This is a genomic window from Lonepinella sp. MS14436, assembly GCF_042470565.1.
Lineage (GTDB): Bacteria > Pseudomonadota > Gammaproteobacteria > Enterobacterales > Pasteurellaceae > Lonepinella.
Genome location: NZ_CP170385.1, coordinates 922639 through 938390, shown reverse-complemented (window position 1 = coordinate 938390; position 15752 = coordinate 922639). Strand labels below are relative to the sequence as shown.

The window sequence follows — 15752 nt, the reverse complement described above, 5'->3', positions numbered from 1 at the left end:
TTAATTCTCACCTTGAGTTGCTTGTTCGCCACAGGCAACTCAATTCATATTCTATGCTAAGGAAATCCGATGCAAGCGATTCAAAATATTAAAACGGGTGTAAAAAATATGCTGATTACTTTGCTTGAATTAGCACAAGTTCGCTTAGATATGGCTCGTATCGAACTGATTCAACAAAAAGAACAATTAGTCATAACGCTTATTTCGGCTTTATTATTCATTGTTTTTTTACTTATCACCCTTATCAGCGGTCTGTTTGCCGTTAATGTCTATTTTGAAGATCCCAGCCAACGACTTATTGCTTTTTTAACCATTAGCGGTATTACCTTATTATTGGCGGTGGCGGTTATTTTCATTATTTTAAATTCCTTAAAAAAACAACGCACTTTTATGCAAAATACGCTTGAGGAAGTAAAATTAGATATTGCCACCCTAAAACAAGCGGCTAACAGCACGAATAAACATGAATAAGCGGGGGGAAAAATGAAAGATCAATTTGCTGAAGAAAAAGAATTACTGATTATGAAAGGCGATGCCTTGCGTATGAAATTATTAGCTCAGGGATTGCGTACAAAGCAAAACATATCCGATCCTGTCGCACAACTAAAAAGTATCGGCTCAACTTTATCACAACCTGCCGTCCGTGCCTTGTTACTTTCTTTAATCAATCGGAAATTGTTATCAGTTCGCGGATTAACTTACTCTGCTCTGGGATTAGGGGCGATCTATCTATTAAATAATAAGCAAAAATAATTCTTAAGTCAGATTTACGTTATTTCTTTTTTCCCTTATACTAAGCAAAATTTCTTAATCACATCTTAAAACTAGGACATATTATGGGTTTCTTAACAGGTAAACGAATTTTAGTAACAGGTCTTGCAAGTAATCGCTCTATTGCTTATGGTATTGCAAAAGCCATGAAAGCACAGGGTGCTGAACTTGCTTTCACTTATTTAAACGATAAATTACAACCACGGGTGGAAGAATTTGCCAAAGAATTTGGTTCAAATATTGTGTTGCCATTAGACGTTGCAACTGATGAAAGTATTCAACACTGCTTTGCGGAATTAAGCAAAAGTTGGGAAAAATTTGATGGTTTTGTGCATGCTATTGCTTTCGCACCAAGTGACCAATTAGATGGTGACTATGTAAATGCAGCGACTCGTGAAGGCTATCGTATTGCTCACGATATTAGTGCCTATAGCTTTGTAGCAATGGCTCAAGCTGCTCGCCCTTTGTTAAATCAAAATGCTGCTCTTTTAACCCTGTCTTATTTAGGGGCAGAACGTGCGATTCCAAACTATAACGTCATGTGTTTAGCCAAAGCCTCGCTTGAAGCCGCAACACGTGTAATGGCGGCAGATTTAGGTAAAGACGGTATTCGTGTGAACGCTATTTCCGCTGGTCCAATCCGTACGCTCGCAGCATCTGGTATTAAAAACTTCAAGAAAATGTTAGCAGCATTTGAAAACACTGCCGCATTACGCCGTACCGTAACCATTGATGACGTAGGCAATTCTGCTGCATTCTTATGTTCTGATTTAGCCTCTGGCGTAACAGGCGAAATCTTGCACGTTGATGCAGGCTTTAGTATCACCGCAATGGGCGAATTAGGCGAAGAATAAACCTAGTTTTTCGTATTTTTGTATGGGCGAACCGATGTGTTCGCCCGTATATTATTTTATAAGACAATAAAAATGTTTCAAAACAATCCCCTACTCTCTCAACTCAAACAACAACTTCACGATAGCAAAGTACGTGTTGAAGGCACGGTAAAAAGTACAGATAAAGCCTATGGTTTCCTCGAAACTGATAAAGACACCTTTTTTATCGCTCCACCAGATATGAAAAAAGTGGTACATGGCGACAAGATTAAAGCAGTGATCGAAGAAGTGGGCGACAAAAAACAAGCCGTTCCTGAAGAATTAGTCGAAACCCTGTTAACCCGTTTTATCGCTAAAGTGCGGTTTAATAAAGACAATAAATTACAAGTATTAGTGGATCACCCTAATATTAATCAGCCTATCGGTGCCGTTCAATTAAAAACTGTACCCGAACAATTAAAAGAAGGCGACTGGGTAGTGGCAACCCTTAAAACACACCCATTACGTGATGATCGTTTTTTATTTGCTCAGGTCAGCGAATTTATTTGCCGTGCAGAGGATGAATTTGCTCCGTGGTGGGTTACTTTGGCTCGTCATCAACAATCTCGCTATCCCGTGCAAGGACAGGATAGCTATGCTATGCTCGATCAACAAACTCGTGAAGATTTAACCGCACTTCATTTTGTCACCATTGACAGCGAAACCACGCAGGATATGGACGATGCTTTATATATCGAAAAGATCGAGCAAAATAATGCACAAACAGGCTGGCGTTTAGTGGTGGCGATTGCTGATCCGACTGCTTATATTGATGTCAATTCACAAATTGAAAAAGATGCAAAACAACGCTGTTTCACCAATTATTTACCTGGCTTTAACATTCCTATGCTGCCACGGGAATTATCAGACGATCTTTGTTCTTTAATGCCAAATAAAACTCGCCCAGCCTTAGTTTGTTATATTGAAACCGATCTTAAGGGCGAAATCACAAACCAACCTTATTTTGTTTCCGCTTATGTGCAATCCAAAGCGAAACTGGCTTATAACAAGGTATCTGATTATCTGGAGCAACAACCTAATGCGTGGCAACCTGAAACAACGGAAATAGCAGAACAGGTCAACAATTTACACCAATTTGCGTTGGCTCGTATTCAATGGCGTAAAACGCACGGTTTATTATTTAAAGAAAAACCAGATTATAGTTTTGTGCTTGCAGAAAATGGGCATATTTTAGACATCAAAGCTGAACATCGCCGTATTGCTAATCAAATCGTGGAAGAATCTATGATTATCGCTAATATTTGTGCAGCACATTATCTTGATGAACAAGCTAAAACAGGCATTTTCAACGTCCATAAAGGTTTTGATAATAAATTTCTGACTAATGCTCACCATTTCTTAATGGCGAATTTTGCTAATGATGATAATCGAGCAGAATTAGAACAACGTTATTCCGTAGAAAACTTAACTACACTCAATGGCTATTGCCAAATGCGACATGACATTGAACCATTTGCAGGTGATTATTACGAATTCCGCCTACGTCGTTTCTTAACCTTTGCCGAATTTAAAGCAGAATTAGCACCGCACTTTGGCTTAGGATTAACAGGTTATGCCACATGGACATCCCCAATCCGCAAATATTCCGATATGGTCAATCATCGCTTAATCAAAACAGCAATCGCCAACCAGCAAGGAGAGAACTTACCTTTCATTAAACCATCAGATGACATTTTGGCACGTCTGCAAGAATCACGCCGTCAGAATCGCTTAGTAGAACGGGATATTGCCGATTGGTTATATTGCCGTTATCTGAATGAAAAAGTGGTAGAAAAACCACAATTTGAGGCGGAAATACAAGATGTAATGCGTGGCGGTTTACGTATGCAACTGTTAGAAAATGGGGCAAGCGTGTTTATTCCAGCCTCCACCATTCACCCGAATAAAGACGAAATGGAAGTCAATTCTGATGAAATTGCCTTATATATCAACGGAGAACGCTGTTATAAAATTGGTGATATTGTTAAAATTCAGCTAAATGAAGTCAAACTTGAAACTCGGAGTTTAATTGGGGAGTTAGTGATTTAAAGCAATAAATCTGCCCCTTCATAATATTTAGTATCCATAGGGGCAGAGAACATACTAATCTATGCCTTGGTAGGCTTGACAATCTCACTCGGGTAACAACCTAATACTTTCAAAAAAGTACTATATTCTTTTAATTCTTGCAACACTTGTTGGGTGTTGGGATGATGAATATTGGCTTCAATTTCCAAATAAAACATTTCTTCCCATGGCGTACCATAAATTGGGCGAGATTCAAGTTTGGTCATGTTAATTTGGTGTTTCTTAAACACATACAACGCATCAACCAACGCACCCGCCTGTTGGCGAGTGGTCATTAATAACAGGGTTTTACTGGCAATTTGCGGTGAAACCGATAAAGGTTCTTTCGCCAGTACAATAAAACGGGTGATATTATTGGGTTGATTTGTAATATCCGTTTTTAATACTCGTAAACCATATAAATGACCGCCATCTTCATTACCTAAGGCGGCAATATTCGGTTTATTCAAACTGGCGACTAATTCCATGGCATGCGAGCTACTTTCACAGTATTCAATATGCACCCGATCCAAACTACGAATGAATTGGCTACATTGCTGAATGACTTGTGGGTGACTATACAACGTATCAATTTGACTAAGATCCTGCTGTTCGTTGACTAGCACACAATGTTTAATGGGATAGGCTAATTCCCCCACCAAAGAGAGATCGGTATGTTGTAATAAATCATACACATCATTAATGGAACCTGATGTGGTATTTTCTAACGGCAACACCCCGAAATCAGCTTCACCTGATTTGACTTTATCAAAAATCTGTTCAAAGGAACTACAACTTAATTCTACTAATTGTTCTTGATAACGTGTGGCATAATTACGAGCCGCTAAATGTGAATAAGAGCCACGTTTGCCTAAAAAAGCAATATGAATATTCTGCTCACGTTGTTGGTTGAGTTTTTTCTGTAAATAAACCTGTTGTGTTACTACTGAATCTTCAATAATCCGCTGAAAAATTTGGGTAATATATTGTGGTTCAAGCTGATAATTCTGGCTTTCCGCAAAATTGACTAATTCTTGTAATAAGATTTGCTCACGTTCTTCATCACGTAAAGGTTTTTGGGTAATTTCTTTGCTCCGCACCACATCAAACGCCAAACGATGACGTTCCGATAACAATTTTAGTAAACTACGGTCAATTTGGGTAATTTGCTGACGAATTTCGGTTAAATCCTGTGCCATAAAATAACAATATCCTGTAATAAAAATGAGGGTCTGATGAACTTTCAACAGACCCGATTATAGCATAGGGCTAAGATTAACGATAAATAATCTCGCCTTTTGGCTCAAATTTGCTAGCATCCAATGGTGAATGTTTTTGTAAATATTGTTTCATCACATCGGCATCAATAAAGCCAGAATCCACATAGCTTGGATGATTTTTCAATACTGGATAACCGTCACCACCTGAGGCACTATAATTTGGCAAAGATAAACGATATTTTTTGCTTAGATTTAATGGCTCGCCTTTGATTTTAATCTCCGTGACAGTTTTATTCGCATAATCTACTACCATAGAAATTCCAACAAATTGCGGATAACCACCAGAATCGGTTTCTTTTAATGCCACCACGTTTAAATAGTCTTGTAGTTCTTGTCCAGTTAAATCAGCATAACTTACTGCATTACCAAAAGGTAATACTTTCAAAATATCACGATAGGTAATTTCACCCTCATTAATAGAATCACGCACGACACCTGAATTCACAAGTCCTACATCAGCGTTGACTTTATCCCGTTCTACTTCTGCCACTAAACGCCCTAAGTTAGTTTGTTTAAAGCGAACTACCGTACGATCACCTTCTAATTTACCTTTAACACTTCCCACTTTTTCACCCAATAATTCGTTACCCTTTTCTTGATAAGATTTGACCAATTTTGCCACTTCGGGATCTTGTGGAATTTCATTAGTATAGAATTGATATTCGGTTTTACCCTCTGCTGTCTTAACTTTTTTCTTCAAATTTACGGGAATAAGTTGATAATGTTCTAATTTTAATTCGCCATTTTTAAAACTAAAATCTGCTCGACCTAAATATTTGCCCCATTCGTAAGCCTGCATAATCCATGTGCCATTTTGATAATCAGGTTTACAAGGATCTGTTGGCTTATAGTTTTCAATCCATACGCCTTTTTCATCTACACAAACAGGGTCATGGGTGTGAGCACCGATAATCATATCAAATGCACCTTTATCCAACTTACGTGCCATTGATACATCACCTGGTGCATTTGAGCCAAATTTACCATCATAATAATACCCCATGTGAGTCAGGGCAATTTTTACATCTGGCTTTTCATTTTGTGCCAACTCCGCCAAGACTTTTTTCGCTGTTTCCGTTGGATCATCAAAACGAATCAAATTCATATATTCAGGATTACCTAATTTTGCCGTGTCTTCCGTAGTTAAGCCCACGACAGCAATTTTTAAATCCTGTTTATTTAAAATGGTATAAGGTTTCACTAAATGCTTACCTGTTTTTTTCAAGTAAATATTTGCACTCAAGAATGGAAATTTTGCCCATTTCTCTTGCATATCAAGTAGTTGCAATGGATTATCAAATTCATGATTACCTAATGTCATGGCTTCATAACCGACCATATTCATCGCTTGAATATCGGGTTCGGCATTTTGTGAATCGGATTCTGGTACACCCGTATTCACATCTCCCGCATTGAGTAAGACCACTGTTCCTCCTTGTTTTTCGACTTCTGTTTTGATCTGGTCAATTAATGTTTTTTGAGCAGCTAAACCAAACTCGCCTTTGTCATTTGGAGCAAAGTGTCCGTGTAAATCATTGGTATGTAATACGGTAAAATGATAAGTCTTATCTTGTTGATATGCCATGGCTGAAGCAGCAAGCAACGCCATAGAAAGTGCGGTCATTTTTGACAAAATTTTCATAATAAGTCCTTCTAAATGAAATGATAGATACAAAAAAAGCCATACTCAAAAAAGTATAGCTTTTTAACCAATTTTATTAAATTAACACTTGCTGTGTTATCATATAACCTTTTGGCACGACTTGTTTATCTTCAAAGGTCACAAATTCCCAAGCCTCTTGATTATCTAATAAAGCTCGTAATAATTTATTATTTAAGCCGTGTCCAGATTTATACGCACTAAACTCACCGATAAGGTTGTGACCGCACATATATAAATCACCGATAGAGTCCAACATTTTATGGCGAACTAATTCGTCTTTAAAACGTAAACCATCTTCGTTTAGCACACGGTAATTATCCAATACGATAGCATTATCCAAACTACCACCTAAAGCCAAACCTTGTGATTGAAGATATTCAATATCTTTCATAAAAGCAAAGGTTCTTGCTCGGCTAATTTGTTGTACAAAATTTTGTGCTGAAAAATCCAATTTGTAATGGCTTAATTTTTTTGGAATCGCCGGGTGATTAAAATCAATCGTGAAATTCAAACGGAAACCACTATAAGGCTTAATTTCCGCCCATTTATCACCATCTTCTACTCGTACAGTTTTCTTTACACGAATAAATTTTTTCGCCGCATTTTGTTCTTCGATGCCAGCATCAAGCAATAAATAAATAAACGGACTTGCACTACCATCCATAATCGGAATTTCTGGAGCGTTAACTTCAATGATCACATTATCAATGCCTAAGCCTGCTAAAGCCGCATTAAGATGTTCAACTGTAGAAATACGCACACCTTCATCATTCACTAAACAAGTACAAAGCATGGTATCACGTACAGCTTTTGCATCCGCAGGGAAACTGACAGGCGGATTAAGATCGGTACGACAATAAATCACCCCCGTATTCACCGCAGCTGGGCGTAAATGCAAAGTCACCTTATTACCGCTGTGTAATCCCACACCAGTCACTTTAATGCTTTGTTTTAATGTTCTTTGTTTAATCATATTTTGTCTCAACTTTATCCAAAATATTAACTATTTTGTTTAGTTATTATTGCCACGTAAAAAATGTGGCACACTATTGCCTGGAATAAAGGTATTTTCACCTAATGGTGCAGGTCTTTTTATTTCTTCTCGTGGTGGTGGAACATTTTGTCCTCCCTGTTGCAGATTTTGGGATGATCCTTGACCTGCGATTGAAGATAAAGTTGCTACAGGTTCTTCAAAATCACCAATACCCGTAGCGACAATGGTCACACGAATTTCATCTGACATATCTGGAACTAAACTGGTTCCCACCACAACGGTCGCTTCATCTGAAGCAAAAGAACGAATAATATCACCTACCGCATAGAATTCATCTAAACCCAAATCTAAACCAGCAGTAATATTGACTAATACCCCTTTAGCTCCAGATAAATCGACATCTTCTAACAATGGGCTTGCCACCGCATCTTGAGCAGCTTTTTCGGCTCGACCGTCACTTGATGCACCTTTAGCAATACCCGATCCCATCATAGCTCGTCCCATCTCTGACATTACTGTACGTACGTCAGCAAAGTCAACGTTGATTAACCCTGGAGAAGTAATCATATCCGAAATACCCGTAACCGCATTACGGAGAATATCATTTACTGCAGAGAATGCTTGAACTAACGTGGTATTTTTACCTAATACTTTCAATAATTTTTCATTCGGAATACTAATTAAAGAGTCAACGTGTTTGGATAGCTCTTTAATACCTAATTCCGCAAATGCCATACGTTTTTTACCTTCAAAGGAGAACGGTTTAGTTACTACTGCAACAGTAAGAATACCTAATTCTTTTGCTACTTGTGCAACAATAGGAGCGGCACCTGTACCTGTACCACCGCCCATACCTGCCGCAATAAATACCATATCCGCACCCTCAAGCATCGCACGAATTGCATCTTGATCATCTTCGGCAGCTTTACGCCCTACATTTGGATTTGCCCCTGCCCCTAAACCACGTGTGGTTTCTGCACCGATTTGTACGGTTTGTTGAACCCTACTTTTGCGTAAAGCCTGAGCATCTGTATTCACTGCATAAAAGATAATTTCGCCATGTTCATCACTAGCAAAAGAATCTTCTCCAACTAGCGAACCTCCATTACCTAGTAAACTCTCCATCATATGGTTAACAGCATTACCACCGCCACCACCGACACCGACCACTTTAATCAGCGTGCGACCAACTTCATCATCAAAATCATATTGTACAGGTTCAAACATTTATATTCTCCGTAGGTGCTAAACGAGCCTAGCACATAAACTATTCTAAAATTTTTCCTATTGTAGATGAAAAATGCAAAATTATCAAAATTCCGAGCCAACTTTCTTTAAAATTTCTTTCGTTTTATCATAAATTCTGCGTAAAAAACCTCCAGATGTTGTATCATTACCAGTGGTTCCATCTTCTCCATCATTATCATGACTATATTGTAATAAGCCGAGTACAGTCGCATATTGTGGTTTATTTACATAATCAGTTAATCCTGTGATATTCAATGGATTTCCAACCCGAACATGAAGACCAAAGATTTCTGTAGCACATTTTGCAATATCTTCCATATTCGCTCCACCACCAGTTAACACAATACCTGCAATTAAATCTGCTTTAACATCTTTCTTAATCAGCTCTTGGCGTAAATTATCTAACTCATTTTTTACCACCCACAACAAATCAGAATAACATTTTGATGTCACATTTACAATTTGTGCTTTGCTAAAGGTACGAGCAGTCGCTCCACCTAGTCCTGCTACTTCGACCTTTTTCTTGGCAAAATGTTCAATTAAATCTTGGCTAGGATTGACCGCACTTCCATAATTAATTTTAATATTTTCGGCTTCATGGCGAGATGTGGTTAAACTCTGAGCTACAAAATCGGTAATATCATTGCCACCATAAGGGAGTACCTTGCTATAACGTAATGCTCCGTTGGTATATACCATGATATCCATAGAACCAGCACCAAAATCTATCAAGCAAACGCCTAGATCTTTTTCATCTTCGGTTAATACTGAATAGCTTGATGCCAAGCCAGAAAAGACCACTTTATCTACTTTTAAACCACACTGTTCTACTGCTTTTTGTAGATTACTTAACCAAGCCTGATGACAACCGATAAGATGAGCCTGTGCTTTTAAACGCATGCCTTGTAAACCCAACGGATTTTTTATATTTTGTTGTTGGTCAACGGCAAATTCTTGCGGAATAACATGTAATAAAGATAAACCTTCGGGCAATTTGACCGAACTTGCGGTGTGCATAGCTGAATCAATTTCTTCCTGAGTCACTTCATTATTAGCAATCGGCTCTAAACCACTGTCATTGAAACTTTGGATATGTTTCCCAGTTATTGCTAAAGTAACTGACATAATTTGGCAATCCGCCACTGCTTCTGCACTTTCAATCGCACGCTGAATAGATTTTACCACCGCAGATAAATCACTAATGCTACCTCTATCAATACCTTTAGACGGGCAACTCCCATAACCCAACACATTCACAACGCCATCAGGTAATACTTCACCAACCACAGCCACCACTTTTGATGTGCCGACTTCTAATCCAACAATAATGTTTGATTCTACAATTTTTGCCATATTCATCACTTCGCTATTTATTTAATAATATCAGTGAAACTCACTGCCGCACCCACTTTATATCTTAGATCAACATAATTAATTTTTTTATTTTCAGGCACTTCAATTTGTGGATAAATTGTCACAAAACGATCAATCTTACTTTTCCACTCGCCACGTCCTAATTTTAAGGTAATGTCGTTATCTAACATAATTTCCCAAGAACCCCGTTCATTTACCGCTAGGGTCTTTAGGTTTAAATTTTTTGCTTTTAAATCTTTATAGATTTTATACCATGCCTCTAGCACTTCACGACTTTGATAATCTGACCCGAATAACCGTGGCATATCCTTATTTTTCAGCTTATCAACGGGTAAACTAAACACTGTACCATCGCTTGCCAGAAACTCTTTTTCATTCCAATAAGCCACTGGTGTATATTCTGTGACTAATACACTTAACCGATCTGGCCAAATTTTACGTACCAACGCACCTTTAATCCAAGGAATTGATTGAATTTGTGTACGCACCGCATTCACATCTTGCCCGAAAAAGCCTTTTAATTTGCCCATCTGTAAAATTTGATTTCGCACATCTGAATAAGTGGTATATTGTGGCGAACCTAACAATGCAAAAGAACTAATCGGTTTATCGTCTAATTTTTCTAACCAGTTTTGCCAGTTGGTATAAGTATAATATAGCAAACCTAAGCACAATAGCAAAAGTAATGGTTTGATCTGAATTAAACTTTTCAGATCAAACTCTGGCATTTTGACTGTATTCTGCTTCGATTTACGTTTAATCACGGACATTAAACACTTAACTCCAAGATTTTTTCCACCAACTGCTCAAAAGAATACCCCACCGTTTTAGCTGATTTTGGAAATAAACTATGGCTCGTCATCCCCGGTGTGGTATTCACTTCTACTAAACGGAAATTTCCTTTGCTATCGGTCATCACATCAATTCGGCTCCAACCACGACAACCGACCACCTCATAAGCACGTTTCACCAAGCTACGTAATTCTTGCCAACGTTCATCACTTAATGGCATCGGGCAAATATATTGTGTATTATCAGAAATATATTTCGCCTCATAATCATAAAATTCACCCTCGGGAACAATTTGTACCGCTGGCAACACTTCATCACCTAATACTGGCACAGTCAATTCATCTCCAGACAACCATTCTTCAATTAATACCGTATCATCATGTTGTAGGGCTAACTCTACTGCGGCTTTTAAATCTTCCACCGCTTTGACTTTAGTCAACCCAACGCTGGAACCTTCACGTGAAGGTTTTACCATTAATGGCAAACCTAAGCGAGCCACCACTGCTTGCGGATCGAGTGAAAGTGCGGTGTTTTTAGTGACAATTTCCATATCGGCAATCGGTAAACCAAAGCCTTTCCATAACATTTTAGTTCGCATTTTATCCATGGTTAATGCAGATGTCATAACTCCACAACCCGTATATGGCAAGCCGATTTGTTCCAATACGCCTTGAATAACACCGTCTTCGCCACCCCGTCCGTGCAAAATATTAAAGGCACGATCAAAGCCCTGTTCACTTAATTCAGCTACGCTGATTTCTTTTGGGTCGAGTGGGTGAGCATCATAGCCTTGTGAGCGTAACGCTTGCAATACAGCAGCCCCTGAATTTAAGGAAACGTCACGTTCTGCTGATGTACCACCTAATAATACGGCGATTTTTTGTTGTTTTAATGGTTTCATTGAATTATCTCTTTACTTTTATTCTGCTTATTTCGTCCACAATTCCACAAGATTGCGAGAAAGTTTACTCACATTGCCCGCCCCTTGTGCCAAAATTAAATCACCATCTTGTAGGATTTGATCCATAATTTCAGGTAACTGACTATGATCCGCCACAAAAATCGGGTCAACTTTGCCCAAATTACGAATAGAACGAGCTAACGAACGGCTATCTGCTCCAGCAATCGGTTGTTCTCCTGCGGCGTACACATCAAGTAAGACTAATACATCTACTTGCGATAATACCTGCACAAAATCATCAAATAAATCTCTGGTACGAGAATAACGGTGCGGTTGGAAAATCATCACCACCCGTTTATTTTGCCAACCTGAACGAGCTGCTTGAATGGTAACGCCGACTTCTGTAGGATGATGACCATAATCATCTATCAACATCACTTTACCATTCGGACGAATAAACTCACCCAGTTGATCGAAACGGCGACCAGCCCCTTGGAAATCGGCAAGTGCGGCTAAAATCGCATCATTGTTAATGCCTTCTTCTTTGGCTACCACTAAAGCTGCGGTGGCATTTAACGCATTGTGTTTACCTGGTACATTTAATAACACATTAATTCGTTCACCCGTTGGGGTAATCACATCATAATGTCCTTGAAAACCTGTTTGCTCGTAATTCTCAATACGATAATCGGCTTTTTCGCTAAAACCATAAGTCATCACTTGACGACCCACTTGCGGGACTAATTCCATCAGCACATCATCGTCTGCACACATCACGGCTAAACCATAAAACGGCAAATTGTGTAAGAAATTCACATACGTCCGTTTCATTTCTTCAAAATCACCATGATAGGTTTCCATGTGGTCTGGTTCAATATTTGTTACCACAGACACCATGGGTTGTAAATGTAAAAATGAGGCATCACTTTCATCTGCTTCGGCAATTAAATAACGGCTTGCCCCTAAATAAGCATTGGTACCAGCAGATTTCACTAATCCCCCATTGACAAAGGTTGGATCTAAACCTGCTTGCGTATAAATCATCGAAATCATCGCCGTTGTAGTGGTTTTTCCGTGCGTTCCTGCAATCGCAATACCATGACGGAAACGCATAATTTCAGCTAACATTTGAGCACGTTGAATCACAGGAATCCGTTTTTCATGGGCAGCCACCACTTCCACATTATCTGGCTTAATCGCACTGGAAACTACCACTACACTGGCATCTTGCACATTTTCTGCTTGATGAGAAAAATAAATTTTTGCCCCTAAAGAAATTAAACGATTTGTCACCGCACTTTCTGCAATATCCGATCCCGTGACGGCATAGCCCTCATTTAATAGTACTTCCGCAATACCGCCCATTCCAGCACCGCCAATCCCTACGAAGTGAATTTGGCGAACTCGTCGCATACTTGGCACAGATTGTCTAATTTTTGCTTGTCTAATCGTTTCTTGTGATTGTGTCATTTTTATTATCTCACTTTCTTAATTTTAATTGGCATTTTGTATAATCACTTCTGCTACACGTTGAGCAGACAACGGCGTTGCCATGGATTTTGCATTAATTGCCATTTGCTGTAATTTATTTAAATCTAATTGATTGATTAACTTAACCAAAACATCAACATTCAAATCTGCTTGCTCAACGATATAAGCAGCGTTTGCATCTGCCAAATATTTAGCATTTAAATATTGTTGACGATCCTTATGTTGGAACGGCACAAAAATCGCTGGTGTACCCACTGCGGCTAATTCACATACTGTCAATGCACCCGAACGACAAATCACTAAATCTGCCCAAGCGTAGGCTTCTGCCATATTATCAATAAATTCGCTAATTTTCACCGCACTTCGCACATTTTCTGGATAAAGTGCAGTAACATTTTCTACCGAACCTGCTCCAACTTGATGACGGACATCTAATTTATCAGCTAACCGAGCCACCACCTGCGGAATGGTTTGATTTAACACTCTCGCCCCTTGGCTTCCACCCACCACAAGGATTCTTAATTTACCATTATTATGGGCTAAACGTTGCGTAAAACGTTGTTCTGGACTTGCCATTTGAAACAAATCCGCACGTACTGGATTACCTACCACTTCGGCATCAGGAAAAGCGGTTGGAAAGGCTTGCAATACCGCTTTAGCGATTTTAGCTAACCATTTATTGGTGAGTCCTGCCACGGCATTTTGTTCATGTAAAATCACTGGTACACCACAAAGTTTAGCCGCAATGCCACCTGGACCCGATACATAACCGCCCATACCTAACACCGCATGGGGTTGATATTGTTGGATAATTTTTCTCGCTTGTAACACGGCTTTAGTTATCGCAAAAGGTGCTTTCAATAACGCTCCGATACCTTTACCACGCAAGCCAGAAATTTTAATAAATTTAATTGAAATACCATGTTTAGGGACAAGTTGGGCTTCCATACGGTCGGCGGTGCCTAACCAGCAAATTTCCCAACCTTGTTGCTGTAAATATTGTGCTACTGCAATGGCTGGAAAAACATGACCGCCAGTGCCACCCGCCATCACTAATAATCGTTTTTTTTCTCTATTCTGTTGCACCTAATTTATCCCCGAAAAATTTTTAATCATCTCGTAATCTCGCATGACCACCACGCATAAGCCTATTTTCATGATCAATCCGTAATAAAATGGCAATACTAATGGACATAATAATCACACTCGAACCACCATAACTGACTAATGGAAAGGTTAATCCTTTGGTCGGTAATAAGCCTAACGCCATACCTAAATTCACAAAACCTTGGAAGAAAATCCAAAAGCTAATGCCAAACGCAAAAAAGCCTTTAAAACGTTGTTCTAATAATAAAGACTCTTTACCAATTTTCATGGCTCGGAAAACCAAAGCAGCTAATAGGAAAACCATTAACAATATGCCTAAAAAGCCAAATTCTTCGCCCATTACCGCCATCACAAAGTCAGTATGTGCTTCGGGTAAATATTCTAATTTTTGAATAGAATTGCCTAAGCCCTCACCAAAAAATTCACCTCGTCCAAATGCCATTAATGAGTTAGACAACTGAAACCCTGTACCGTAAGGGTCTTGGAAAGGATCCATAAACCCCGTTAAACGCTTTAAACGATAGGCGGAAGTTAATACTAACCACACAAATAATACAACCCCTAAGCCCATTAATAACACGAATTGTAAAAAATGTGCCCCGACAATAAACAACAAGCCAAAGGTAATCACGAATAATACCACTGTACTACCTAAATCTGGTTGTAATAATAAAAACGCCCCCATTACCCCCACTACAAGGAAAGGTTTTACCGCACTGAGTTTACGGCTACGCACTTCATCGTAACGGCGAGTAAAATAGCTGGCTAAAAAACAAATTAAAGCTAACTTAGCAAATTCCGCAGGCTGGAAACTAAATAAAGGAAAAGGCAGCCAACGTCTAGCTCCATTGACTGATTTACCAATACCAGGAATCGCCACCGCCACCAATAAAATAATGGAAATAAAGAAAACCCACATATAGTATTTTTCCCATTTATCCATCGGAACTTTTAAGAAAAAATAACAGACAATAAAAGACAATACCACATTCATGGCATCACGTTTAGCATAATAAAAAGGATCTAATTCATTACGAGTACCCACTGGAATAGATGCTGATGTAACCATAATAAAACCAATAAACAGCAAGATCACAAATAACCACAACAGTGTGCGGTCATACAGTACATTACTTGGCGTAATGGTTGTCCAGCGTTGATAACTCTCTTTTAAATTACTCCAAAACCCCAT

14 protein-coding genes are annotated in these 15752 nt (G+C 38.9%); 4 read left to right on the top strand and 10 right to left on the bottom strand.

Annotated features, from left to right (window positions below; genetic code table 11):
• The first annotated feature begins 69 nt into the window (after positions 1-69).
• The 4 genes from O1Q81_RS04530 (at position 70) to rnb (ending at position 3692) form a co-directional block, all read left to right on the top strand.
• Positions 70-471 carry a phage holin family protein gene (locus O1Q81_RS04530; RefSeq protein ID WP_386689866.1) on the top strand — a complete coding sequence of 134 codons (402 nt, stop codon included), beginning with the start codon at positions 70-72 and terminating at the stop codon, positions 469-471.
• A gap of 12 nt (positions 472-483) precedes the next feature.
• Complete coding sequence (locus tag O1Q81_RS04525; RefSeq protein ID WP_386698450.1) at positions 484-753, top strand: hypothetical protein; 270 nt, start codon at positions 484-486, stop codon at positions 751-753.
• Positions 754-836: 83 nt separating this feature from the next.
• Complete coding sequence (locus O1Q81_RS04520; RefSeq protein WP_386698448.1) at positions 837-1625, top strand: enoyl-ACP reductase; 789 nt, start codon at positions 837-839, stop codon at positions 1623-1625.
• Positions 1626-1697: 72 nt separating this feature from the next.
• Positions 1698-3692 (top strand): exoribonuclease II, encoded by a 1995-nt coding sequence (gene rnb, locus O1Q81_RS04515; protein WP_386698446.1) that lies wholly within the window; start codon positions 1698-1700, stop codon positions 3690-3692.
• 59 nt (positions 3693-3751) lie between these two features.
• On the opposite strand, the gene pheA is transcribed toward rnb, so the two are convergent.
• The 10 genes from pheA to ftsW form a co-directional block, all read right to left on the bottom strand.
• Positions 3752-4909, bottom strand: coding sequence for a prephenate dehydratase (gene pheA, locus O1Q81_RS04510; RefSeq protein WP_386698444.1), 1158 nt, complete (start codon positions 4907-4909; stop codon positions 3752-3754).
• A gap of 76 nt (positions 4910-4985) precedes the next feature.
• Positions 4986-6632 (bottom strand): bifunctional UDP-sugar hydrolase/5'-nucleotidase UshA, encoded by a 1647-nt coding sequence (gene ushA / locus O1Q81_RS04505; RefSeq protein WP_386696000.1) that lies wholly within the window; start codon positions 6630-6632, stop codon positions 4986-4988.
• Between the two features lie 76 nt (positions 6633-6708).
• Positions 6709-7626 carry a UDP-3-O-acyl-N-acetylglucosamine deacetylase gene (gene lpxC / locus O1Q81_RS04500; RefSeq protein WP_386689853.1) on the bottom strand — a complete coding sequence of 306 codons (918 nt, stop codon included), beginning with the start codon at positions 7624-7626 and terminating at the stop codon, positions 6709-6711.
• A 39-nt stretch (positions 7627-7665) separates the two neighbouring features.
• Positions 7666-8874, bottom strand: coding sequence for a cell division protein FtsZ (gene ftsZ / locus O1Q81_RS04495; protein ID WP_386695998.1), 1209 nt, complete (start codon positions 8872-8874; stop codon positions 7666-7668).
• 84 nt (positions 8875-8958) lie between these two features.
• Positions 8959-10248: a cell division protein FtsA gene (gene ftsA / locus O1Q81_RS04490; RefSeq protein ID WP_386698442.1), complete on the bottom strand. Its 1290-nt coding sequence runs from the start codon at positions 10246-10248 to the stop codon at positions 8959-8961.
• A gap of 17 nt (positions 10249-10265) precedes the next feature.
• The gene (locus tag O1Q81_RS04485; RefSeq protein ID WP_386698440.1) at positions 10266-11039 is read right to left on the bottom strand and encodes a cell division protein FtsQ/DivIB; all 774 of its coding nucleotides are present in this window, start codon (positions 11037-11039) and stop codon (positions 10266-10268) included.
• Positions 11039-11962 carry a D-alanine--D-alanine ligase gene (locus O1Q81_RS04480; RefSeq protein ID WP_386698438.1) on the bottom strand — a complete coding sequence of 308 codons (924 nt, stop codon included), beginning with the start codon at positions 11960-11962 and terminating at the stop codon, positions 11039-11041. Before O1Q81_RS04480 ends, O1Q81_RS04485 begins: the two co-directional genes overlap by 1 nt.
• 27 nt (positions 11963-11989) lie before the next feature.
• Positions 11990-13432, bottom strand: a complete 1443-nt coding sequence (gene murC / locus O1Q81_RS04475; RefSeq protein ID WP_386692640.1) for a UDP-N-acetylmuramate--L-alanine ligase — start codon at positions 13430-13432, stop codon at positions 11990-11992.
• Between the two features lie 24 nt (positions 13433-13456).
• Positions 13457-14503, bottom strand: coding sequence for an undecaprenyldiphospho-muramoylpentapeptide beta-N-acetylglucosaminyltransferase (murG, locus tag O1Q81_RS04470; RefSeq protein ID WP_386696147.1), 1047 nt, complete (start codon positions 14501-14503; stop codon positions 13457-13459).
• A 58-nt stretch (positions 14504-14561) separates the two neighbouring features.
• Positions 14562-15752 carry a putative lipid II flippase FtsW gene (gene ftsW / locus O1Q81_RS04465; protein ID WP_153985516.1) on the bottom strand — a complete coding sequence of 397 codons (1191 nt, stop codon included), beginning with the start codon at positions 15750-15752 and terminating at the stop codon, positions 14562-14564.